We start from the raw sequence: 21,356 nt of genomic DNA, 5'->3' as shown, positions 1-21,356 counted from the left end.
AGTTAACACATTCCTGGGGGATAAATGAGCGCGGGAAGCCCTAAATTCACCATCAGCCGTGTTGCGGCATTATCACTGGTTTCGCTCTGGCTGGCAGGCTGTACAAGTTCTAACAACGCGCCTGCGCCCGTCAGTTCTGTCGGCGGAAACAGCGGCTCGGGTAACACGTCCAGCGGAATGTTGATCACTCCTCCGCCTAAAATGGGCACCTCTACGGCGCAACAAAATCCGCCAATCCAGCCGGTTCAGCGTCCAATGACGCAGCCGACACAGATTCAGCCAGTGGAACAGCCTGTTCAGACCCAAAATGGCCGCATAGTCTATAACCGCCAGTATGGGAACATTCCGAAAGGCAGCTATACCGGTGGCAGCACCTATACCGTGAAACGCGGCGATACGCTGTTCTACATTGCGTGGATCACCGGGAACGATTTCCGTGACCTCGCGCAGCGCAATAACGTCCAGGCCCCGTATGGTCTGGAAGTGGGGCAAACGCTCCAGGTTGGCAACGCGACGGGCACGCCGCTTACGCCTGGCAACACCGTTTCAGCGGCCGATGTGACGGCTCAAAATAACAGCGTTAAGCCTGCACAAAAATCCACCACGGTGGTTGCTTCACAACCTGTAATTACGTATTCTGAGGATTCAGGTGATCAGACTGCTAACAAAATGTTGCCGAATAATAAAGGGACTGCGACTGTTGTCACAGCACCGGTGACGGCACCTGTGGTTAGCTCTACTGAACCGACTGCCAGCAGTATGACCTCCAGTTCGCCTATCTCTGCATGGCGCTGGCCAACTGACGGCAAGGTTATCGAGAACTTCTCTTCCTCTGAGGGGGGAAATAAAGGGATCGATATCGCAGGGAGTAAAGGACAGGCTATCATCGCGACCGCTGACGGGCGCGTTGTGTATGCCGGTAACGCTCTGCGCGGTTACGGTAATCTTATTATCATCAAACATAACGATGATTACCTGAGTGCCTACGCCCATAACGACACAATGCTGGTCCGGGAACAACAAGAAGTTAAGGCGGGGCAAAAAATCGCTACCATGGGTAGCACCGGAACCAGTTCTACACGCTTGCATTTTGAAATTCGTTACAAGGGGAAATCCGTAAACCCGCTGCAGTATTTGCCGCAGCGATAATTTGACGGGGCATGCCAGCCAGGGTGTCTCGTTCAGGGATCACGGGTAGGAGCCACCTTATGAGTCAGAATACGCTGAAAGTTCATGATTTAAATGAAGACGCGGAATTTGATGAGAACGGAGTAGAGGCTTTTGACGAAAAAGCCTTAGTAGAAGAGGAACCCAGTGATAACGATTTGGCTGAAGAAGAGCTGTTATCGCAGGGTGCCACACAGCGTGTACTGGACGCGACTCAGCTTTACCTTGGGGAGATTGGTTACTCCCCACTGCTAACGGCCGAAGAAGAAGTCTATTTCGCACGTCGTGCTTTGCGTGGTGATGTAGCCTCGCGTCGTCGCATGATTGAAAGTAACCTGCGACTGGTCGTGAAAATTGCCCGCCGTTACGGCAATCGTGGTCTGGCTCTGCTGGATCTGATTGAAGAGGGCAACTTAGGTCTCATCCGCGCAGTTGAGAAGTTTGACCCGGAACGCGGGTTCCGTTTCTCAACCTACGCGACCTGGTGGATTCGTCAGACCATCGAACGGGCTATTATGAACCAGACCCGTACGATCCGCCTGCCGATTCACATCGTCAAAGAGTTGAACGTTTATCTGCGCACCGCGCGCGAGTTGTCCCATAAACTGGACCACGAGCCAAGCGCAGAAGAGATTGCCGAGCAACTCGATAAACCGGTTGATGACGTTAGCCGTATGCTGCGTCTCAACGAGCGCATTACCTCCGTTGACACCCCGCTGGGTGGCGACTCCGAAAAAGCGCTGCTGGACATCCTGGCCGATGAAAAAGACAACGGTCCGGAAGATACCACGCAGGACGATGACATGAAGCAGAGCATCGTCAAATGGCTGTTCGAACTGAACGCCAAACAGCGTGAAGTGCTGGCACGTCGTTTCGGTTTACTGGGGTATGAAGCTGCGACACTGGAAGACGTCGGCCGCGAAATTGGCCTGACTCGTGAACGTGTTCGTCAGATTCAGGTTGAAGGTCTGCGCCGCCTGCGTGAAATCCTGCAGGGGCAAGGTCTGAATATCGAAGCGCTGTTCCGCGAATAAGCAACCTTTCGTCAAAAAAGGCCCGTCGTGAGACGGGCCTTTTTCTTTTGCGCTACGGCTTAGCCGTTTCGTGCAGCAGACGCCACACTATCCGATCGCCTTCCTGATTGAGCACCGCGGTTGACCAGCGCACGTTGACGGGCAGGTCCGGCCGGGTTTGCGTCTCGCGGTAGTGAAGCACCGCGCCACGATCCCAGCGCTGGATCGTGGATAATTCGTCAATGACGATCTTCAGTCCTGGACGGCTTCCGCGCTGATTTTCCAGAAAACTGGCAAGACCGATATAGTCGATCTGAACGCCGCCCGGTGGGATCATCATAAAATCCGGGCTGAAGCGGGCGAGCAGGGCGTCGGAATCACCTTCACCTTTGCCTAACCAGTCTTCAAGCGCAATGTGGAGGTCGATAATGTCGTGTTCGAAAGGCGTCATGAATTCTCCTGTCGCAGCTGGGTGAGCACCTGCGTATTGTTAAGACGAAAAATGTACGGTACAGGCAGCAGGGTCATGCCTGCGGCAAAAATAAACATCCCGTGCCAGGCGGCGAGCGGTGTCAGCCAGGCCTGCGCCAGGCTCAGGGCCTGCGCCAGCAGCAGGGCTCCGGCAAAAAAGCTCAGCTGACGATTAAGATTCCACAGCGCGCTGGCATCCGGCATCTCTTCCCGGCGCGTCGTCAGAAAAGCGCTGCTCTGAGCCGTACTGCTGCACAGGCTTCCCCCCGCGCCCATCAGGGTAAACGCAACGGCAGGCAGCAGCGTAGCCGAACTGACGTTAATCAAAAGCAGGATACCCGTCGCCTGCAGCAGGCAGCCGATGACGATCAGCGGTCGGGGGCCGATACGGTTAAAATAGCGTCCCGTTGCCGTGATGGCGATAAACGATGCCACGGACCACGGCAGCATGAGCATCCCCGTTGCGGCTGGGCTCATGTTCGCCACTTGCTGAAGATAAAACATGCCCGTGACGTTCACCCCAATAAACATGCCGGGTACGCAGATATAGACAAGCATGGAAAAACGCAAAAGCGGGTCCGCGAGTAACGGCAGGTTTAGCAGTCTGGCCGCTTTCATCGCGGGCATTTCGTGTTTAAGCCACAGGCAGGCCAAAACAAAGGTCACGACAGCGACCGGTAGCGTGGCGAAAAATATCCATCGCCAGCTTAGCGTCTGCACCAGCAGGCCTCCGATAGCAGGGGAGCAGGCCGGGGCAAGCAATGCCACCAGCATCACCGCCGAGGAGAGTCGGGCACGCTCGTGAGGCTTAAACTGTTGCCAGGTCAGCGCCTGTCCGACGGGGATCAGTAAACCTCCACCCACGCCCTGGAGTACTCGCCAGGCGATCAGACTTTCAAGCGTTGCAGACAGGCCCGCCGCTGCGGAGGCTGCGCTGAACAGAAAAAGCGAGAGCAGGATGACGCGCTTTGGTCCGATGCGGCGCGTGAGCACGCTGCTGAACGGGATCACCAGCGTCAGGCCGGCAATGTACCCGTTACTGACCCAGGCAAGGGCTGAAGGCGTGGTGTTAAAGGCGTGAGCCATTGCCGGGAAGGCGACGCTGGCAATAAACATATTGATCAAATCAAGAAAAAAGCCCAGCAGATAAACAACGGCGACTTTGCTGCGATACGTCATGGTGGATCCTCCGGTGAGGTGGCGTATCGTATCGATCCGGGAAGCACGGATAAACCTGACAAAGCGCGATATACTGTCAAAAAAGTTTTGACAGTAAAGGGCGTGATGATGATTAATCTGCAGCGGGCTCAGATGTTTGTCGCGGTGGCCGACACCGGCAGTTTCACTGCTGCAGCCGAGGCAATGGGGCTGACAAAAGCCGTGGTCAGCTTCAATATTCGCCAGCTTGAAGATGAGCTGGGCGTTACGCTGCTGCTGCGCTCCACCCGCCGCCTGACGTTAACCGAGGCGGGCGCGCTCTTTCATCAGCGCAGCGTGGCGCTTCTGAAGGATGCGGAACGGCTGCAGGATGATGTCCGCGCGAATCATGCGGGGCTCACTGGCGAACTGCGGATCACGACTACGCCCGAGTATGGCTCACAGGTGGTGGTGCCGCTGCTGGCCAGGTTTAGCCAGCAGCACCCGGATCTTCGCGTGCGGCACGTTTCGTCGTCCCTGCACGCTGACCTTATATCGGAGCGCTTTGACGTAGCCATCCGTCTGGGAACGCTTGCCGATTCGCGCAACCACGCCGCGCTGATTGCGCACTTCTCCATTCTCCCCGTCGCGGCGCCCGGGTGGCTCGTTAACCATCCGATCGAAACGCTTGCGCACCTTGCCAACGCCGACTGGATTATTCACGAGCGCCTGGCCTCGCCGCTGCGCTGGCAGGTGAAGGATGCCAGCGGTGCGCCTGAAACGCTGGAGATAAAAAAAGCGCCGCGCCTGTTTGCCGACAGCGCTCAGGCCCTTATGGCCTTTGCACTTGCTGGCGGAGGTGTGGCGTTACTGCCGGAATGGCTGGTGCGCGATGCGCTTGATGTGGGAAAACTGGTCCCGGTTTTACCGGAATATACCTTTGCGCAGCAGGGCATCTATGCGGTTTATCCCGATGCCCGGCACGTGTCGGCGAAAGTGCGCACCTTTATCGATTTTATGCGCGCCAGCGTGAATTAATCGTGCATCATCTTTTTGATGAGCGCGGAGAACTGCTCCCGCTCGGCCTTGTTAAGACGTCCTAAAAACGCCTCATCCACCTCGTTGCCAACCGGTTTACAGCCAGCAAGCAGGGCTTCACCTTCTGGCGTCAGGAAGACAAACCGGCGGCGCTTATCGGCCGGATCGTGCTTGCGTTTGACCAGACCGCGCGCCTCCATGCGGCTGAGCATCTCCGCCAGGGTCGCTTTCGTGCTGACCGCCACTTCGGTCAACGCCACCTGTTCAATACCCGGATGCTCGGCAATAGAGCGCATCACCGCATACTGTGGCTTGGTCAGTTCCGGTAAGGCATGTTGCCACTGCGCGGTATGCTGTTGAAAAAGCTGACGTAACAGGTGGAACGCCTCTTGTCTTAGTTCCATGAACACTCCGACGGAAAAAATCTCTCCCCTATGATAGCCGCTATTGCTCTCAATTTTAACGCGGCATCTTTTAGCCATTCGTGTGATCGTATGCGAACGATCTTGTCAGGAAAACGATCCTGGAGTAGCTTATTTATAATGTTCGTGTACGAACAAAATATTGAGGTGATGAATGAGATTGATAGTAGGAATGACGGGGGCAACGGGCGCACCGCTGGGCGTGGCGCTGCTGCAGGCGCTGCGGGAAATGCCGGAGGTGGAGACGCATCTGGTGATGTCTAAGTGGGCAAAAACCACCATCGAGCTGGAAACGCCCTACACCGCGCAGGACGTTGCTGCTTTGGCTGACGTTGTCCACAGTCCGGCTGACCAGGCCGCCACCATCTCCTCCGGCTCGTTTCGCACCGACGGCATGATCGTCATTCCCTGCAGCATGAAAACGCTGGCGGGTATCCGCGCGGGCTACGCCGAAGGGCTGGTGGGACGTGCGGCGGACGTGGTGCTGAAAGAGGGGCGCAAGCTGGTATTGGTTCCTCGTGAAACGCCGCTCAGCACCATTCATCTTGAGAACATGCTTGCTCTTTCCCGCATGGGCGTGGCGATGGTGCCGCCCATGCCTGCGTATTACAACCACCCGCAAACCGCCGATGACATTACCCAGCACATCGTGACCCGCGTGCTCGACCAGTTCGGTCTGGAGCATAAAAAGGCGCGCCGCTGGAACGGGCTGCGGGAGGCGAAACATTTTGCACAGGAGAATAAAGATGGCATTTGATGATTTGAGAAGCTTCCTGCAGGCGCTCGATGAGCAAGGGCAACTGCTGAAAATTGAGGAAGAGGTTAACGCCGAGCCCGATCTGGCGGCGGCAGCCAACGCGACCGGCCGCATTGGCGACGGCGCGCCTGCGCTGTGGTTCGACAACATTCGTGGCTTTACCGATGCCCGCGTGGTGATGAACACCATCGGCTCTTGGCAGAACCACGCCATTTCGATGGGGCTGCCTGCGAACACTCCGGTAAAAAAACAGATCGACGAATTTATCCGCCGCTGGGATAAATTTCCCGTCACACCGGAGCGCCGCGCCAACCCGGCCTGGGCGCAGAATACGGTGGACGGGGAGGACATTAACCTGTTCGATATCCTGCCGCTGTTTCGCCTGAACGACGGTGACGGCGGTTTTTATCTCGATAAAGCGTGCGTTGTCTCGCGCGATCCGCTCGACCCGGACAACTTCGGCAAGCAGAACGTCGGGATCTACCGTATGGAAGTGAAGGGCAAGCGCAAGCTCGGCCTCCAGCCGGTTCCGATGCACGATATCGCCCTGCATCTGCACAAAGCGGAAGAGCGTGGTGAAGACCTGCCGATTGCGATTACGCTGGGCAACGACCCGATCATCACCCTGATGGGCGCCACGCCGCTGAAATACGATCAGTCCGAGTATGAAATGGCTGGCGCGCTGCGTGAAAGCCCGTACCCGATTGCCACCGCGCCGTTGACCGGCTTCGATGTGCCATGGGGTTCTGAAGTGATCCTGGAAGGGGTGATTGAAGGCCGCAAGCGTGAAATCGAGGGGCCGTTTGGCGAGTTTACCGGACACTATTCCGGTGATCGTAACATGACGATTGTCCGTATCGACAAAGTCTCTTACCGCACCAGGCCGATTTTCGAATCCCTTTATCTCGGCATGCCCTGGACCGAGATTGACTACCTGATGGGACCGGCTACCTGCGTCCCGCTCTACCAGCAGCTTAAAGCGGAGTTTCCGGAAGTGCAGGCGGTGAACGCGATGTACACCCACGGTCTGCTGGCGATTATCTCCACTAAAAAACGCTACGGCGGTTTTGCCCGCGCGGTCGGTTTACGCGCCATGACCACGCCGCACGGCCTCGGCTACGTGAAGATGGTAATTATGGTGGATGAGGATGTCGATCCGTTCAACCTTCCGCAGGTGATGTGGGCGCTGTCGTCGAAAGTGAACCCGGCAGGCGATCTGGTGCAACTGCCGAACATGTCGGTCCTTGAACTCGATCCCGGTTCCAGCCCGGCGGGCATTACCGACAAACTGATTATCGATGCCACCACGCCTGTCGCGCCGGACACCCGGGGCCACTACAGCCAGCCGGTACAGGATCTGCCTGAAACCAAAGCCTGGGCTGAAAAACTGACCGCGATGCTGGCAGCACGTCAATAAGGAGGAAAAGATGATTTGTCCACGTTGTGCCGATGAGCATATTGAAGTGATGGCGACGTCGCCGGTAAAAGGGGTCTGGACCGTTTATCAGTGCCAGCATTGTTTGTATACCTGGCGCGATACCGAACCGCTGCGCCGCACCAGCCGCGAGCACTATCCGGAAGCGTTCCGCATGACGCAGAAGGATATTGATGAGGCGCCGCAGGTGCCGACAATCCCGCCGCTGCTGTAAAAAAAAGCCCGATGGCGCTACGCTTACCGGGCGATAATATTGTGCGGTCTTTTGCCCGGTGGCGCTGCGCTTACCGGGCCTACGGTTTTGTAGGTCGGGTAAGACGAAGCCGCCACCCGACAAAACAGACCGCAGAAAACTAAACCAGACTCTTCAACCTGTAAATCCACTCCAGCGCCTGACGCGGCGTCAGTGAATCCGGGTCGAGGTTCTCCAGCGCTTCCACCGCAGGCGACGTCTCTTCTGCAGGCATCAGCAGCGACATCTGGGTGCCATCAATCTGCGTCGCCGCCGCATTCGGTGACAGGCTTTCCAGTTCACGCAGTTTCTGACGCGCGCGCTTGATCACGTCCTTCGGTACGCCTGCCAGCGCCGCGACGGCCAGGCCATAGCTCTTGCTCGCCGCGCCATCCTGCACCGTATGCATGAAGGCAATGGTATCGCCGTGCTCCAGCGCATCCAGATGAACGTTCGCAACACCTTCCATTTTCTCCGGCAGCTGCGTGAGTTCGAAATAATGGGTGGCAAAAAGCGTCATGGCCTTGATTTTATTCGCAAGGCTTTCCGCACAGGCCCATGCCAGGGACAGACCATCATAGGTTGACGTTCCGCGTCCGACTTCGTCCATCAGCACCAGGCTGTGCTCCGTCGCGTTATGCAGAATGTTTGCCGTTTCGGTCATCTCGACCATGAAGGTTGAGCGTCCGCTCGCCAGATCGTCCGCAGCCCCGACGCGGGTAAAGATGCGGTCGATGGGGCCAATCTCCACGTTTTGCGCCGGGACGTAGCTGCCAATATACGCGAGCAGCGCAATAAGCGCCGTCTGACGCATATAGGTACTCTTACCGCCCATGTTCGGACCGGTAATGATCAACATTCTTCTCTGCGGTGACAGGCTCAGCGGGTTGGCGATGAACGGTTCGTTGAGCACCTGCTCTACCACAGGGTGACGGCCTTCAGTGATGCGAATGCCGGGCTTATCGGTAAAGGTCGGGCAGGTGTAGTTCAGCGTTTCAGCGCGTTCTGCCAGATTGACCAGCAGGTCCAGCTCCGCCAGCGCGCTGGCGCTCTGCTGCAGGTCGCCCAGGTGCGGCATCAGCATGTCGAATAGCTCGTCATAAAGCTGTTTTTCCAGCGCCAGCGCCTTGCCTTTCGAGGTGAGGACTTTGTCTTCGTACTCTTTCAGTTCAGGAATGATGTAGCGTTCGGCGTTTTTCAACGTCTGGCGACGCACGTAGTGAATCGGCGCCAGGTGGCTCTGCCCGCGGCTAATTTGAATGTAGTAACCGTGTACCGCGTTATACCCCACTTTCAGGGTGTCGAGCCCAAGCCGCTCGCGCTCGCGGATTTCCAGCTTATCGAGGTAGTCCGTCGCACCATCGGCCAGCGCGCGCCATTCGTCCAGCTCCTCGTTGTAGCCCGGGGCAATCACGCCGCCATCACGCACCAGAACCGGAGGCGCATCGATAATGGCACGCTCCAGCAGTTCGCGAAGCTCGGTAAATTCGCCCATGGTTTCGCGGAGTTTCTGTACCGGCGCGCTGTCAACGTCACTCAGCTGCGCACGCAGTTCCGGCAACTGCTGGAAAGCATGACGCATCCGCGCGAGGTCGCGTGGTCGCGCTGTTCGAAGTGCCAGACGCGCAAGGATACGCTCCAGATCGCCCACCTGGCGCAGGACCGGCTGCAGCTCGGTATAGCGATCCTGCAGCGCGGCAATCGTCTGCTGACGGCAAACCAGCGTCTCGGTATTGCGGATCGGCATATGCAGCCAGCGTTTCAGCATGCGGCTGCCCATTGGCGTAACCGTACTGTCGAGGACCGACGCGAGCGTATTTTCTACGCCACCCGCCAGGTTCTGCGTGATCTCCAGGTTACGGCGCGTGGCGGCATCCATGATGATGCTGTCCTGCTGGCGCTCCATGGTGATAGAGCGGATATGCGGCAGGGCGGTGCGCTGGGTATCTTTCACGTACTGCAGGAGGCAACCTGCCGCACACAGCCCGCGCGGGGCATTTTCAACGCCAAAGCCAATCAGATCGCGGGTGCCAAACTGCAGATTCAGCTGCTGGCGCGCGGTATCAATTTCGAATTCCCACAGCGGACGACGGCGCAACCCGCGACGACCTTCAATCAGCGACATTTCGGCGAAATCTTCGGCATAGAGCAATTCTGCAGGGTTGGTGCGCTGCAGTTCGGCAGCCATCGTTTCACGGTCAGCCGGTTCACTCAGACGAAAACGTCCGGAGCTGATATCCAGCGTCGCGTAGCCAAACCCTTTACCGTCCTGCCACAGCGCTGCCAGAAGGTTATCCTGGCGCTCCTGTAACAGGGCTTCATCACTGATGGTGCCAGGCGTGACGATGCGCACGACTTTGCGTTCCACCGGGCCTTTTGAGGTCGCCGGATCGCCGATCTGTTCGCAGATGGCAACGGACTCGCCCTGATTCACCAGCTTCGCCAGGTAGTTTTCTACCGCGTGGTGCGGGATACCTGCCATAGGAATGGGCTCGCCTGCCGATGCGCCACGTTTGGTTAGCGAGATGTCGAGCAGCTGCGATGCACGCTTAGCATCGTCATAAAACAGCTCGTAAAAATCGCCCATACGGTAAAACAGCAGGATTTCCGGATGCTGTGCTTTCAGCTTCAGATACTGCTGCATCATCGGCGTATGTGCGTCGAAATTATCGATTGTGCTCATGGAGTTATGATGTCCATTTCTTTGAAAATAAACCGTTTTGATGGGCTCAATGGCCGTTTGTTCCTTCTATTGTCGCATGAAAAAAAGGTCCGGCGCAGAAAAATGTCGTGGCTTTACGAGGCATCTTCCGACATTAATTCGATGACAATTTTTCCATGCTCCACGCCCACCCTGACTCGGGAATGGGTTGTAAATCCCGCTTTTTCAAGCCAGTCACCTTTTAAGCTCAGCGCCGCATGCACGCTGTAGCGCTTCGGTATCTTGGTATTGCGGTCTTCATGGCGCTTTCTAAAATATCCCACTTTTAAATGGCGATAGGGTTTGCCGATCGCGAGCTCTTGCATAGGGTCTCCAGACAACACGGACAAAGGTCATTTCTGATGCCTGTATAAAATACCAGTGATTGCTAGCCGGTGCAGGGCTAAAACTGGAATCAGCCTTCAGGAAACGAAATGCAACCGCTGAAATCCAGCGTCGAAAGATGTATTATTGATGCACTTTATTATTCGGTAATCCGCTATGTCCGGTAAACGCATCTCACGAGAAAAAGAGACCATCGCGAAAATGATCGCGTTGTATGAAAAGCAGTGTCCGCAGGCATCTCAGGAGGAAGGGCACTATCAGGCGCTCAACGCGTATGCCAATAAGCGCCTGGATAAGTGCGTTTTCGGTGAGGAAAAGCCTGCCTGCAAGCAGTGCCCCGTACACTGCTACCAGCCTGCCAGACGTGAGGAGATGAAGCAGCTTATGCGCTGGGCAGGCCCGCGTATGTTATGGCGTCATCCCATCCTGACCGTTCGCCATCTGATGGATGACCGTCGTCCCGTACCGGAACTGCCGGAAAAGTATCGTCCGAAAAAGTGACCGGTTCAGCTTCTGAGCGGGCGGCAAATCACGTTAAGGGCCAGCGCGCTGCAGAGCGGGAAGAGGGCCAGCAGCAGCCAGGGGAGCATCGCCTGCGTTGAGGGCACCAGCGCGCGATCCAGCAGGCTGCCAAACAGCAAATTGCCGGCCAGTACCGCAATGCCTCCGGCGGTGGCGAGTGCGCCGTAGTGCGCTCCCAGCGTGGACTCCTCGGCAAACCGGGGAATCAGGTCCTTAGCCGAGGGTACCAGCAGCATCTGTCCCAGCGTCAACAGCGTCACGAAACAGACCGACGGCAGCAGGCGCAGCCAGCCCTCTGGCGGTTCTGTCGCCGCAAACATCGCCACGCTCGCAAAGGCGGCGGAGAGCAGCAAAAAGCCCACCGGCAGAATTCTCACCGCCCCCACGCGTCGGGCGAAGCGGGCCAGCGGAAGCTGCAAAGTGATGATCAGCACCGAGGCCAGCATAAACAGCGGGCCAAGATCTTTCTCGTTACCACCGGAGCGCTGGATCTCTACCGGCAGCGCCAGATAGAGCTGGTTATAGCTTAACAGCCACGAGCTGTAGGCAATGATAAAGGCGACAAAGCGCGGCTGGCGGAACGTCGTCCACCAGGGCTGTATGTTTAGGGTCTGTGAAAGGCGGGGGGAAGCCGGAAGACAGAAGTGCAGCACCAGTAAGGCAATAATGAAAACCCCTGCACCCGCCATCGCCACCTGGCGGAAGCCAAGCCCCGTCAGCAGGGCACCGGCAACCGGGCCCAGCACCGCGCCGAGTTCACCGCAGACGGCAAAGAGGGCAAACCACTCCGCCCGGCTACGCTTGCCTCTCGCCTCGCTTTGCGTGCCTGCTTTTGCCAGCAGTGCCTCAATCGAGGGGGAGAACAATGCGCCGCCAATACCGGTCAGGCACGCCCCAAGAATGATGGGCCAGAGTGCGTGCCCGAACGCCAGCAGCAGATAGCCCGCGACGCGAATAATGCACCCGCTCAGGATAACGATTTTCGCGCCAAACCGGTCCGAGAGCGCGCCGCCGACGATAAACATCCCCTGCTGAGAGAACGTGCGCAGACCGAGGATCAGCCCGATCAGCCCGCCGGAGAGCAGCATATTGTCGCGCAGGAATATCGCCAGGAAGGGGACAACGGCGTAAAAGCCGATGTTAAAAACAAACTGGCTACTCAGTAAAACGGGCGGCCAGAGCGTGGTGGCAGGGCGAAGGGGCATCGTTGGTCACTCGCCCCTAAACGATAAAGTGAATGTGTTTTTTGCCATGGAACGGCGAGATCTCGATTTTGGTTTTGACCCGGAAGACGTCCCAGAGCAACGACTCGGACAGGATGTCCTGCGGTGTCCCCGTCGCCACAATTTGGCCTTTCTGCATCACAATCAGCGAGTCGCAGAACATCGAGGCGTGGTTGAGATCGTGGATAGCGACAATGCTGGTGACCGGTAATTCGCTGATCAACTGCATCAGCTGCATCTGATGATGAATGTCCAGGTGGTTTGTTGGTTCATCCAGCAGGATTTCCGTCGGGGTCTGGGCCAGCGCGCGAGCAATGTGGACGCGCTGGCGCTCACCGCCGGAGAGGCTCAGCCACCCCTGGTTGCTTTTATCCAGCATATCCACGCGCTGCAGAGCGGCGGTGACGGTTTCGTCATCGTGCGTGCTCCAGTTGGAAAAGGCGGAGTGGTGCGGAATCCGCCCGAGTTTGACCACGTCGCGCACGCGCATGTTGGCGTCAGTCATGCCGTGCTGCTCCACGAAGGCGACCCGGCGGGCCAGCTGCTTTTTGGCAATACGAGAGATGTCCTGGCCGTCCAGCGTCACACAGCCCGCATCCGGGCGACGCAGCCCCGCGAGGATACGTAAAAGAGACGATTTACCGCAGCCGTTAGGGCCAAGCAGTCCTACCGTTTCGCCCCGGGAAACCTTCAGCGACACGTCATTAACGATGACTTTTTTGCCGACCTTCCAGGTAATATTTTCAGCGCAGATGCTCATCACTTATTCCTTGAGCGGTAGATAATCACGGCAAAGAACGGAACGCCAACCAGCGCGGTGACCACGCCGACGGGCAGGCTTTGCGGCGCAATCAGCATGCGCGAGGCGATATCGGCCAGCACCATCAGGATTGCGCCTGCCAGCGCGCTGGCAATCAGCAGCGTGCGGTGCAGCGGCCCGAACAGGAAACGCATGACGTGCGGCACCACCAGCCCGACAAAGCCGATTGAGCCCGCCATGCTGACGATGGTCGCGGTAATCAGCGCGGTAGTGGTAAAAAGTGCCAGGCGCACCCAGGGGACAGCAATGCCCAACGATGCCGCGGCGTCATCACCGAACGTAAAGGCATCCAGCGCCCGGGAATAGTAGAGGCAAATGGCTAACCCAATCAGCACCACGACCAGTGCCAGCTGGAATTCAGGCCAGCGTACGCCGCTGAAGCTGCCCAGCAGCCAGAACATTACGTCGCGCGCCTGCTGGGCACTGGCGGAGGTGCTAATGGTGTAGGCGGTAATAGCGTTAAAAAGCTGCGAGGCGGCGACGCCTGCCAGAATCGTACGTTCATTCCCGCCGCGCGCCCCGTTCGTCAGAAACGCGACAAACGCAAACGCGGCGAACGCCCCGGCAAAGGCCCCGGCAGAGAGCGACACCGCACCGGTGCCGATCCCCAATACGACGACAGAGACCGCCCCGGTCGATGCGCCCGCGGACACGCCGAGCACGTAGGGTTCCGCCAGCGCGTTCTTCAGCAGGCTCTGCAATACGGCCCCGCAGATGGCCAGCCCCGCGCCGCAGCAGGCCGCCACCAGCGCGCGGCTCAGGCGAAAGTCCCAGATCACGCTCTCATAGATGCGAGTGAGCGGAACCTCGGTGAGCCCCATTTTATTGCTGATGGCGTAAAACACGTTATCCAGCGGGATGGACAACTCGCCGACGCTGACGCTCAGCGCGATCGCCAGAAATAACAGGACCAGAGCGAGCAAACCCGAGGTCGTCAGAACCAGGCTCTGCCGGGCCTGAAGAACGGCGGTTGTCATCAGTTCAGCCCCAGCTTTCTGAGCTGTTCGCCGACCTGCTCAGCCCCGTAAATCGTGCGGATCGTCGGGTTCATCGCCTGGCCGTCCATCACCACGATATGGCCTTTTTTCACCGCGTCCAACTGGCTGACCGCCGGATCGCTCTTCAGGAATTTGATTTTTTCTTCCGCGTTATCCAGCGCCCAGCGGTTGCGGTCAAGGCTGGACACCACGATGACATCCGGATTGGCGGCAATAATGCTTTCCCAACCCACGGTTGGCCATTCGGTCTCGGACGTAATGGCGTTATGGCCGCCCATCAGGCTGGCGATAAACCCGGAGGGACTATTTTTACCGCCGACGTAGGCGTCCGCAGAAGGGGATGAACTGGAGAACCAGAAGACAAACGAAAGGTCTTTTTTATTCTTGCCGAATTCCTGGCGCAGGTCAGCCTCACGTTTTTTGAAATCGGCAATCACGGCCTGACCGCGGTCTTCAACGTTAAAGATTTTGGCGAAATCCTCAATCTCTTTGTAGAGATACGTCATATCCCAAAGCTTCTGGCGGCTGCCGTACATATCGCCGGTGGCTTTTTTGGTCGCACACATGCCCGGTGACACGTAGCTGTTCACGCCCAGAGTCATCAGATCGTCGCGTTTTGCGACCTTGCTTTCCGGCCCCAGCAGCAGCGGTGACTGCGCGGGGACAAAGTCGGGATTTTGCGCAAGCACGGATTCAAGGGTAGGGATTTCGACCGTCAGGGTTTTGATTTTTGCGTTCTGTTCCGCCAGCTGCGGCAGCACTTTCGTCGGCCAGAAGGCGCTGGCCTTCACCTTATCTTCCAGCCCCAGCAGGAGCAGAATTTCGACGGTATTCTGACCCAGAGCCACGACGCGTTCCGGCGCTTTGGTGAATGTCTCTTTATAGCCACAGTTTTCAATGGTCAGAGGATATGTGGTTGCCAGAGCAGAACTGACCGACGCAACCGCCAGGCCTAACGCGCAGATGACCTTCTTCATGAAACGCTACCCTTGATTAATATTATTATTGATGCAAATGAAACTCATTATTAAGGCGGAATTTTATACAGAGGAAACGATTTTGTGTCAATGAGGGACAATTGCGCAGGGTAACGAAAGGCGGTGCCAGAAAAACACCGCCGGATTGGGGGCTTAAACCAGGCTCTCTTTATCAATACCGAGACGCTTCATGCGTGACAGCAGGGTGGTGCGTTTTAACCCCAGACGCTGGGCGGCACCTTTTGGCCCGGCGACCACGCCGTTGGTCTCTTTCAGCACGCGCATAATGAGCTGATATTCATCTTCTCCCTCTTTCGCTGTCTCGGCGGCGGGCGCGGTTACGTCAGGAAGCGTAACTTCAGGCAGGGAGAGTTGCAGCACGTTTCCGCGCGTCAGCAGCACCGCGCGTTCGATGACGTTTTCCAGCTCGCGCACGTTGCCGGGCCATTCCATCGATGAAAGGGTACGCAACGTCTCGGCAGGAATACTGTCGATGTTTCGCCCCATACGGCGCGCGATCTTCGCGGTAAAGGCTTTAACCAGCAGGGGGATATCTTCCGGGCGCTCGCGCAGCGGCGGCAGGAAGATCGGGAAGACGTTCAGGCGATAGTAAAGGTCGCTGCGAAACTCGCGGTCGGCGACCATTTTTTTCAGGTCCCGGTTGGTGGCCGCAATCAGCCGCACGTCGGTCTGGATAAGTTTGTTGCTGCCAAGGCGCTCAAACTCCTGCTCCTGCAGGACGCGCAGCAGTTTCGGCTGTAGCTCCAGCGGCATATCGCCCACTTCGTCGAGGAACAGCGAGCTTTTGTCCGCCAGCTCAAAACGGCCCAGCCGCTGGCTGCTGGCTCCGGTGAATGCACCGCGCTCGTGGCCGAACAGATCGCTTTCCAGCAGTCCCGCAGGCATCGCGGCGCAGTTCATCTTCACCATCCGGCGGCTGTTGCGGTTGCTCAGGTTATGGATAGCGCGGGCAATCAGCTCTTTACCCGTACCGGTTTCGCCCAGAATCAGCACCGTGCTGTCGCTTTGCGCCACCATCTCAACCTGCTTAAGCACGCTGTACATGGCGTCGCTGCGCCCGATGATTTCACCAAACTCGCTGTCCACGTTGTTGAGCTGTTCGGTCAGGGCCAGGTTCTCATCCACCAGCCGCTCTTTCAGGCGATGAATTTCCTGATAGGCGAGGGCGTTATCGAGCGCGATGGAAATACGCTCGGCAATCTGGCGCAGCAGCTTCAGGTTGGCGGTGGTAAACACGCCTTCCTCGCACTGCGCCAGCTTCAGCACGCCCAGCATGGTGTTACCGGACATCAGCGGCAGCAGGCACAGGGTCTGAATTTTATTGCCCCAGGTGTTAAACAGCATCCGCTCGTACGGCGCGACCGGGTCCTGCTCGTTCAGGTTGAGCAGGAGGATCTCTTTGCTCTTGAAGACCCGCTCGGAAAGGGTGCCCGCTTCGTCTACCTCGCTCTGCTCGTGCGCCGGGTTGGCTTCATCGAGATAGTGCGTGGAGTAGATGTTCAGCTTGCCCTTGCGATGCCCGCGCAGCGCAATGCTGATGGCGTCTATTTTGAAATAGTGGTGGATCTCTTTCGAAACTTCGCTGACCAGCTCGTCCATGTCGAGCCGCGACAGCACGGCGTTGGTGATGGCGACCAGAATGCGGAAGTTGTCGCGCTCGCGGCTCAGCAGGTCGTAATCGACGTTATTGGTGACGCGGCTTTGGATCTGCTCCGCGACGACGGCCACAATCTGGGTAAAGGTGTGCAGGCGCTCGTATTCCGCCTCGCTCCAGGGCTGGTCGGTCGTGCGGATAAACTCGCAGCCGCCAAAAATCTGGCCCTCTGCCGCCAGCGGCAGCATGCAGTAATGCCCGAAAGGCTGATAGAGGTCGCTCTCCGCCAGCTTCGGCCACGCCTGGCGGAACTCCGCAAAGTTGCAGTGCAGCACTTCAGGCCGGGAGAGTATGCGGCGCACCGGGCCATGCGCCAGATACGTTTCGTCTTCGTATTCAAACGTTTTGCCATTATCACGCGTCGAGTAGTAGCTCGCGCGCTGCGTTCCGCTATGCCAGAGCACAATCGCGGCGCTGTCCGCCAGCGCCGATTGCCTGACCAGCCGCGTCAGGGCATCGCTCAGCGCACCGAGATCGGGCTGCTGTAAAAGTGTGCGCGTGATGTCAAACAGGCCCTGCTGTCCAAGATCGCTCATCGGTGTATACGGCATATTGCTTTCCAATAGAAACTGGCAAAAAAAGAGACATTCAGTGCTGACCGCTTTTGGCGCGGTTCTAGCAAATACGGGGTAAGGGTTCCGCGTGCGGCAGGTCAAGCGTCCGCTTCACGCCATAAAGTCCGGTCAGGCGCACCCCTTTGCGCTCAACCACTTCACCAATCATCGCCGCCTCTTTTCCTGACGGATGAGCCCGCAGCTGTTCAAGAACGGCTTCCGCGGCCGAGCGTTCAACGCCAATCACCAGTTTGCCTTCGTTGGCAAAGTTGAGCGGGTCCAGCCCCAGCAGTTCGCAAAGCCCACGAACGGCGGGCTTAACGGGCAGGCTGCGCTCGGTGAGTTCAATCCCGCATCCGCAGCTTGCCGCAAATTCGTGTGCCACGGCATTCACGCCGCCTCGCGTGGCGTCGCGCAGGGCTTTCACGCCGGGAATACCCCGCAGCGTCTGGATCAGTGGGGTGAGCACCGCGCAGTCACTGCGCAGTTCCCCGTCCAGCCCCAGACCTTCGCGCAGGTTAAGGATGGTCGCCCCGTGGCAGCCCAGCGTTCCGGTCACGATCAGCACGTCGCCCACGCTGAGCCGCTGCGCCGCCCAGTGAATATCGGCGGGGATCGCGCCCATGCCGGCGGTGTTGATAAATAGCTTGTCGGCCGCGCCGCGCTGCACCACTTTGGTATCGCCGGTGACGATAGCTATCCCGGCTTCGCGCGCGGTCTGCGCCATGCTGTTGACCACTGTCGTGAGCGTCTCCATCGGTAATCCCTCTTCGAGGATAAACCCGCAGGAGAGGTAGCGCGGAACGGCACCGCTGACCGCCACGTCGTTGGTCGTACCGCAGACGGCGAGCTTGCCGATATCGCCGCCGGGGAAGAACAGCGGATCGATCACGTAGCTGTCGGTGGAAAAGGCCAGCCTGTCGCCCTGCGCGGTGAGGGTGGCGAGGTCAATGCGCGCCTGGTCTTCCTGTTCGGCGAGCCAGGGGTTGTTGAAGGCTTCCATAAACAGCCGGTTAATCAGCTGCTGCATCGCCTGTCCGCCGCTGCCGTGCGCCATTTCAACCGTATTCATGCTTCACTCTCCTGGTTGCGATACTGATACCACGCGGCACACGCCCCTTCGGAGGAGACCATCAGCGCGCCAAACGCCGTTTGCGGGTTACAGGTATTGCCAAATAACGGGCATTGATGCGGTTTGCATTTACCGGTGAGGACTTCGCCGCAGCGGGCCCGGGGATCGTCGCAAACCTGCTGCGGCTGCGGGCGGAAATGCGCTTCGGCGTCGAACGCGCGATAGGCTGACGTCAGGCGCACGCCGGATTCGGCAATCAGCCCCAGACCACGCCACTCGCTGTCGCCCTCAACGCTGAACACGTCGGCGATCGCCTGCTGCGCTCGTTCATTACCCGCATCGGGCACCACGCGGCGATACTGATTTTCCACCGCGCTCAGGGCCGCTATTTTCTGCTCAACCAGCATGGTCACACCTTGCAGTAGATCAAGTGGTTCGAAACCAGCGACCACTAACGGACGATTGTACTGTTCAGCGATAAAACCGTAGGCGTCTGTGCCAATCACCATGCTGACATGCCCCGGTGCCAGAAAGGCGTCAATGCCGTTTCCCGGCTCTTCCAGCAGGCTGCGCAGCGTGGGAATGAGCGTAATGTGCTGGCAGAAGAAGAAAAAATTCCCGACGCCGCGCGCTTTCGCCTGCTGCAGCGTGATGGCGGTGGCGGGCATGGTGGTTTCAAACCCCAGGCCAAAAAACACCACCCTGCGCGCGGGGTTGTCCTCCGCCAGCGTCAGGGCATCCATCGGCGAATAGACGATCCGGATGTCGGCCCCGCGCGCTTTCGCCTGCAGCAGCGAGCCGTTTTTCCCCGGCACGCGCATCGCGTCGCCAAAGGTGCAGAAAATGACGTCGGGCTGGCTGGCAATTTCGATGCAGCTGTCGATGCGCCCCATCGGCAGCACGCACACCGGGCAGCCGGGGCCGTGGATAAACTCGATGTTCTCCGGCAGCAGCTGGTCGAGGCCAAATTTGAAGATGGCGTGCGTATGTCCGCCGCACACCTCCATGATCCGCAACGGGTTTTCCGCCGTGTATTCCAGCAGCGCCGCGCGCGTTTTCAGGTGCCCGATAAGCTGCAGCACCTGCTCCGGCGCGCGGTATTCATCAACGTAACGCATGGCTAACGCTCCTCGCCGTACAGCAGCGCGCCCACATCAGGCTCCACGTCAAACATGTTTTGCAATGCATCCAGCGTGTCGCGGGCTTCCGCTTCGTTAATCACGCTCATGGCAAACCCTACGTGGACGAGCACCCACTGGCCGAGACGCGATGCGCCCGTTTCATCGCTGCTGCCCACCAGCGTCAGGTCCACGTCGCGCAGGATGCCGCAGACCTCCACTTTGGCCTGGTTCCCGTCAATGGAATGGATTTGTCCCGGTACGCCTATGCACATCGTTCACTCTCCAGCCAGTTCAGCCAGGCGTCCATGCCGTCACCGCGCGTGGCGGAGACCAGCAGGATCTCAATCTCCGGGTTCACTTCCCGGGCGCAGGACAGGCACTTCTCCACGTCGAAGTTCAGGTACGGCAGCAGGTCGACTTTGTTCAGCAGCATGATGGACGCGGCGGCAAACATATGCGGGTACTTCAGCGGTTTGTCTTCGCCTTCGGTCACCGAAAGCACCGCCACCTTGTGGCGTTCGCCCAGATCGAAGCTCGCCGGGCAGACCAGGTTGCCGACGTTTTCAATAAACAGAATGCCGTTATCCGCCAGCGGCAGGCGTGGGGCGGCGTCGGCAATCATCTGCGCATCCAGGTGGCAGCCTTTGCCAGTATTGACCTGAATCGCCGGGGTGCCGGTTTCGCGAATGCGCGCCGCGTCGTTAACGGTTTGCTGGTCGCCTTCAATCACCGCGCAGGAGACGCGCCCGTTCAGGCGTTTGAGCGTTTCCGTTAACAGCGTGGTTTTGCCGGAGCCGGGGCTGGAGACCAGGTTCAGCACCAGCTGTTTGCGGGCGGCAAAGCGCGCGCGGTTGCGGGCGGCGATCTGGTTATTTTTGTCCAGCACGTTGATTTCCACCTCCAGCATCTGGCGCTGGCTGATGCCCGGCGCGTGGGTACCCGCTTCGCCGTGGCCGTAGTGTAGATCGCCCGCAGCGGAGCGTTGCGGGGCGAAGGTGATACCGGTCAGCGCCGCAGCAGGCCGCGGGGCAGGCGAAAAGGGCGCGGAGCGAAACGCGGAATGGGGACGGTGTTCATCCCCTTCTATATACAGGTTGCCTTCGGCGCAACCGCAGGTGCTACACATACTTTACTCCTTCTCGATTTCGAGGCGTTGGATCTGCATGCCGTCGTCCGCCACGATGCGAAGACCGGTGCTCTGACACTGCGGACAGCGCTGAACCTTTGATGACAGCAGGGTGACGTACTGCTGGCACTGCTCGCACCAGCACTCCGCCTGCTGCTCTTCGATATGGAGCTCGCAGCCTTCCGCCAGCGTGCCGCGACACACCAGCTCAAAACAGAAATTCAGGGCGCTGGGCTCAACGCAGGAAAACGCCCCGACTTTCAGCCAGACGCCGGTGACGCGCTTCGCGTGGTTTTGCACTGCCTGCTGTTCGATAAGTTCCAGAGCCCGCTGGCAGAGGGTGATTTCGTGCATGACGCCTCCTCAATGAATTGCGCCATTGAATGCAATAACGGTGCCAGCTTGATTTTTGTTAAGGCGTGACGATGTCAACGCTGTCGAAATGACACGTCGACACCGCGGCGTTGACAGCGGTTTTGTAATTAAATCTATTTAAAATCAGAAAGTTAAAAACTGGCATGGAATCTGCTTAACAGCCGCTATCTCCATT

22 protein-coding genes are annotated in these 21,356 nt (G+C 58.3%); 7 read left to right on the top strand and 15 right to left on the bottom strand.

The features are described 5' to 3' along the window. The first annotated feature begins 24 nt into the window (after positions 1 to 24). A complete protein-coding gene (gene nlpD, locus ACOTZC_RS09680) occupies positions 25 to 1,149 on the top strand; it encodes a murein hydrolase activator NlpD (RefSeq protein ID WP_029741538.1) in 1,125 nt (374 codons plus the stop codon). A 59-nt stretch (positions 1,150 to 1,208) separates the two neighbouring features. Continuing rightward, the gene (gene rpoS / locus ACOTZC_RS09675; RefSeq protein WP_008499600.1) at positions 1,209 to 2,201 is read left to right on the top strand and encodes an RNA polymerase sigma factor RpoS; all 993 of its coding nucleotides are present in this window, start codon (positions 1,209 to 1,211) and stop codon (positions 2,199 to 2,201) included. A gap of 52 nt (positions 2,202 to 2,253) precedes the next feature. Here the strand turns inward: rpoS and ACOTZC_RS09670 are convergent, their stop codons facing one another. Both ACOTZC_RS09670 and ACOTZC_RS09665 read right to left on the bottom strand, forming a co-directional pair. Continuing rightward, a complete protein-coding gene (locus ACOTZC_RS09670; RefSeq protein WP_045404183.1) occupies positions 2,254 to 2,631 on the bottom strand; it encodes a DUF4440 domain-containing protein in 378 nt (125 codons plus the stop codon). Continuing rightward, a complete protein-coding gene (locus tag ACOTZC_RS09665) occupies positions 2,628 to 3,830 on the bottom strand; it encodes an MFS transporter (RefSeq protein ID WP_163354211.1) in 1,203 nt (400 codons plus the stop codon). Before ACOTZC_RS09665 ends, ACOTZC_RS09670 begins: the two co-directional genes overlap by 4 nt. 108 nt (positions 3,831 to 3,938) lie before the next feature. Here ACOTZC_RS09665 and ACOTZC_RS09660 point away from each other — a divergent pair, with 108 nt between their 5' ends. Continuing rightward, entirely contained in the window at positions 3,939 to 4,826 is an 888-nt protein-coding gene (locus ACOTZC_RS09660) for a LysR family transcriptional regulator (protein WP_213751658.1), read from the top strand. On the opposite strand, the gene ACOTZC_RS09655 is transcribed toward ACOTZC_RS09660, so the two are convergent. Continuing rightward, the gene (locus ACOTZC_RS09655) at positions 4,823 to 5,230 is read right to left on the bottom strand and encodes a MarR family winged helix-turn-helix transcriptional regulator (protein WP_126303043.1); all 408 of its coding nucleotides are present in this window, start codon (positions 5,228 to 5,230) and stop codon (positions 4,823 to 4,825) included. The two genes, ACOTZC_RS09660 and ACOTZC_RS09655, sit on opposite strands and share 4 nt — an antisense overlap. A gap of 172 nt (positions 5,231 to 5,402) precedes the next feature. Here ACOTZC_RS09655 and ACOTZC_RS09650 point away from each other — a divergent pair, with 172 nt between their 5' ends. From ACOTZC_RS09650 to ACOTZC_RS09640, 3 genes are read left to right on the top strand one after another with little or no spacing between them, the layout of a single operon-like run. After that, a complete protein-coding gene (locus ACOTZC_RS09650; RefSeq protein WP_023308983.1) occupies positions 5,403 to 6,005 on the top strand; it encodes a non-oxidative hydroxyarylic acid decarboxylases subunit B in 603 nt (200 codons plus the stop codon). After that, positions 5,995 to 7,422, top strand: coding sequence for a non-oxidative hydroxyarylic acid decarboxylases subunit C (locus ACOTZC_RS09645; protein ID WP_421635745.1), 1,428 nt, complete (start codon positions 5,995 to 5,997; stop codon positions 7,420 to 7,422). The genes ACOTZC_RS09650 and ACOTZC_RS09645 overlap by 11 nt, the downstream gene beginning before the upstream one ends. A gap of 10 nt (positions 7,423 to 7,432) precedes the next feature. Next, a complete protein-coding gene (locus ACOTZC_RS09640; protein ID WP_003862116.1) occupies positions 7,433 to 7,654 on the top strand; it encodes a non-oxidative hydroxyarylic acid decarboxylases subunit D in 222 nt (73 codons plus the stop codon). Positions 7,655 to 7,793: 139 nt separating this feature from the next. Here the strand turns inward: ACOTZC_RS09640 and mutS are convergent, their stop codons facing one another. Next, entirely contained in the window at positions 7,794 to 10,355 is a 2,562-nt protein-coding gene (gene mutS, locus ACOTZC_RS09635) for a DNA mismatch repair protein MutS (RefSeq protein WP_421635744.1), read from the bottom strand. A 113-nt stretch (positions 10,356 to 10,468) separates the two neighbouring features. Then, positions 10,469 to 10,699, bottom strand: coding sequence for a SymE family type I addiction module toxin (locus tag ACOTZC_RS09630; RefSeq protein ID WP_023308980.1), 231 nt, complete (start codon positions 10,697 to 10,699; stop codon positions 10,469 to 10,471). 175 nt (positions 10,700 to 10,874) lie between these two features. Between ACOTZC_RS09630 and ACOTZC_RS09625 the strand changes: the two genes are divergently transcribed. After that, positions 10,875 to 11,219, top strand: coding sequence for a nitrous oxide-stimulated promoter family protein (locus ACOTZC_RS09625; RefSeq protein ID WP_163354213.1), 345 nt, complete (start codon positions 10,875 to 10,877; stop codon positions 11,217 to 11,219). Positions 11,220 to 11,224: 5 nt separating this feature from the next. On the opposite strand, the gene ACOTZC_RS09620 is transcribed toward ACOTZC_RS09625, so the two are convergent. From ACOTZC_RS09620 to hypA, 10 genes are all read right to left on the bottom strand, one after another. Next, a complete protein-coding gene (locus ACOTZC_RS09620) occupies positions 11,225 to 12,445 on the bottom strand; it encodes an MDR family MFS transporter (RefSeq protein ID WP_421635743.1) in 1,221 nt (406 codons plus the stop codon). Between the two features lie 16 nt (positions 12,446 to 12,461). Continuing rightward, positions 12,462 to 13,223, bottom strand: coding sequence for an ABC transporter ATP-binding protein (locus ACOTZC_RS09615; protein ID WP_045355783.1), 762 nt, complete (start codon positions 13,221 to 13,223; stop codon positions 12,462 to 12,464). Beyond that, a complete protein-coding gene (locus ACOTZC_RS09610) occupies positions 13,223 to 14,260 on the bottom strand; it encodes a FecCD family ABC transporter permease (RefSeq protein WP_045404191.1) in 1,038 nt (345 codons plus the stop codon). The genes ACOTZC_RS09615 and ACOTZC_RS09610 overlap by 1 nt, the downstream gene beginning before the upstream one ends. Further along, on the bottom strand, positions 14,260 to 15,258 hold the full coding sequence (locus tag ACOTZC_RS09605; protein WP_126303039.1) for an ABC transporter substrate-binding protein: 999 nt from the start codon (positions 15,256 to 15,258) through the stop codon (positions 14,260 to 14,262). Before ACOTZC_RS09605 ends, ACOTZC_RS09610 begins: the two co-directional genes overlap by 1 nt. Positions 15,259 to 15,411: 153 nt before the next feature. Beyond that, positions 15,412 to 17,484 (bottom strand): formate hydrogenlyase transcriptional activator FlhA, encoded by a 2,073-nt coding sequence (gene flhA, locus ACOTZC_RS09600; RefSeq protein WP_023308978.1) that lies wholly within the window; start codon positions 17,482 to 17,484, stop codon positions 15,412 to 15,414. A gap of 64 nt (positions 17,485 to 17,548) precedes the next feature. Continuing rightward, positions 17,549 to 18,559, bottom strand: coding sequence for a hydrogenase expression/formation protein HypE (gene hypE / locus ACOTZC_RS09595; protein WP_421635742.1), 1,011 nt, complete (start codon positions 18,557 to 18,559; stop codon positions 17,549 to 17,551). Further along, positions 18,556 to 19,677: a hydrogenase formation protein HypD gene (gene hypD, locus ACOTZC_RS09590; RefSeq protein WP_163354219.1), complete on the bottom strand. Its 1,122-nt coding sequence runs from the start codon at positions 19,675 to 19,677 to the stop codon at positions 18,556 to 18,558. Before hypD ends, hypE begins: the two co-directional genes overlap by 4 nt. Positions 19,678 to 19,679: 2 nt before the next feature. Next, on the bottom strand, positions 19,680 to 19,952 hold the full coding sequence (locus ACOTZC_RS09585) for a HypC/HybG/HupF family hydrogenase formation chaperone (RefSeq protein ID WP_023308975.1): 273 nt from the start codon (positions 19,950 to 19,952) through the stop codon (positions 19,680 to 19,682). After that, positions 19,943 to 20,806, bottom strand: coding sequence for a hydrogenase nickel incorporation protein HypB (gene hypB, locus ACOTZC_RS09580; RefSeq protein ID WP_047743932.1), 864 nt, complete (start codon positions 20,804 to 20,806; stop codon positions 19,943 to 19,945). Before hypB ends, ACOTZC_RS09585 begins: the two co-directional genes overlap by 10 nt. A gap of 3 nt (positions 20,807 to 20,809) precedes the next feature. Then, positions 20,810 to 21,160 carry a hydrogenase maturation nickel metallochaperone HypA gene (gene hypA / locus ACOTZC_RS09575; RefSeq protein WP_045404196.1) on the bottom strand — a complete coding sequence of 117 codons (351 nt, stop codon included), beginning with the start codon at positions 21,158 to 21,160 and terminating at the stop codon, positions 20,810 to 20,812. Between the last annotated feature and the right edge of the window lie 196 nt (positions 21,161 to 21,356).

Origin of the sequence: Enterobacter cloacae complex sp. SHL009 (genome assembly GCF_049237205.1) — a bacterium.
In the GTDB taxonomy this organism is placed as follows: domain Bacteria; phylum Pseudomonadota; class Gammaproteobacteria; order Enterobacterales; family Enterobacteriaceae; genus Enterobacter; species Enterobacter cloacae_M.
This window is presented reverse-complemented; position numbering and strand designations above follow the sequence as displayed.

Excerpts from the sequence above, each read along its gene's own strand:
- nlpD (WP_029741538.1), top strand. The coding sequence starts at position 25 with ATGAGCGCGGGAAGCCCTAAATTCACCATCAGCCGTGTTGCGGCATTA.
- rpoS (WP_008499600.1), top strand. The coding sequence starts at position 1,209 with ATGAGTCAGAATACGCTGAAAGTTCATGATTTAAATGAAGACGCGGAA.
- ACOTZC_RS09670 (WP_045404183.1), bottom strand. The coding sequence starts at position 2,631 with ATGACGCCTTTCGAACACGACATTATCGACCTCCACATTGCGCTTGAA.
- ACOTZC_RS09665 (WP_163354211.1), bottom strand. The coding sequence starts at position 3,830 with ATGACGTATCGCAGCAAAGTCGCCGTTGTTTATCTGCTGGGCTTTTTT.
- ACOTZC_RS09660 (WP_213751658.1), top strand. The coding sequence starts at position 3,939 with ATGATTAATCTGCAGCGGGCTCAGATGTTTGTCGCGGTGGCCGACACC.
- ACOTZC_RS09655 (WP_126303043.1), bottom strand. The coding sequence starts at position 5,230 with ATGGAACTAAGACAAGAGGCGTTCCACCTGTTACGTCAGCTTTTTCAA.
- ACOTZC_RS09650 (WP_023308983.1), top strand. The coding sequence starts at position 5,403 with ATGAGATTGATAGTAGGAATGACGGGGGCAACGGGCGCACCGCTGGGC.
- ACOTZC_RS09645 (WP_421635745.1), top strand. The coding sequence starts at position 5,995 with ATGGCATTTGATGATTTGAGAAGCTTCCTGCAGGCGCTCGATGAGCAA.
- ACOTZC_RS09640 (WP_003862116.1), top strand. The coding sequence starts at position 7,433 with ATGATTTGTCCACGTTGTGCCGATGAGCATATTGAAGTGATGGCGACG.
- mutS (WP_421635744.1), bottom strand. The coding sequence starts at position 10,355 with ATGAGCACAATCGATAATTTCGACGCACATACGCCGATGATGCAGCAG.
- ACOTZC_RS09630 (WP_023308980.1), bottom strand. The coding sequence starts at position 10,699 with ATGCAAGAGCTCGCGATCGGCAAACCCTATCGCCATTTAAAAGTGGGA.
- ACOTZC_RS09625 (WP_163354213.1), top strand. The coding sequence starts at position 10,875 with ATGTCCGGTAAACGCATCTCACGAGAAAAAGAGACCATCGCGAAAATG.
- ACOTZC_RS09620 (WP_421635743.1), bottom strand. The coding sequence starts at position 12,445 with ATGCCCCTTCGCCCTGCCACCACGCTCTGGCCGCCCGTTTTACTGAGT.
- ACOTZC_RS09615 (WP_045355783.1), bottom strand. The coding sequence starts at position 13,223 with ATGAGCATCTGCGCTGAAAATATTACCTGGAAGGTCGGCAAAAAAGTC.
- ACOTZC_RS09610 (WP_045404191.1), bottom strand. The coding sequence starts at position 14,260 with ATGACAACCGCCGTTCTTCAGGCCCGGCAGAGCCTGGTTCTGACGACC.
- ACOTZC_RS09605 (WP_126303039.1), bottom strand. The coding sequence starts at position 15,258 with ATGAAGAAGGTCATCTGCGCGTTAGGCCTGGCGGTTGCGTCGGTCAGT.
- flhA (WP_023308978.1), bottom strand. The coding sequence starts at position 17,484 with ATGCCGTATACACCGATGAGCGATCTTGGACAGCAGGGCCTGTTTGAC.
- hypE (WP_421635742.1), bottom strand. The coding sequence starts at position 18,559 with ATGAATACGGTTGAAATGGCGCACGGCAGCGGCGGACAGGCGATGCAG.
- hypD (WP_163354219.1), bottom strand. The coding sequence starts at position 19,677 with ATGCGTTACGTTGATGAATACCGCGCGCCGGAGCAGGTGCTGCAGCTT.
- ACOTZC_RS09585 (WP_023308975.1), bottom strand. The coding sequence starts at position 19,952 with ATGTGCATAGGCGTACCGGGACAAATCCATTCCATTGACGGGAACCAG.
- hypB (WP_047743932.1), bottom strand. The coding sequence starts at position 20,806 with ATGTGTAGCACCTGCGGTTGCGCCGAAGGCAACCTGTATATAGAAGGG.
- hypA (WP_045404196.1), bottom strand. The coding sequence starts at position 21,160 with ATGCACGAAATCACCCTCTGCCAGCGGGCTCTGGAACTTATCGAACAG.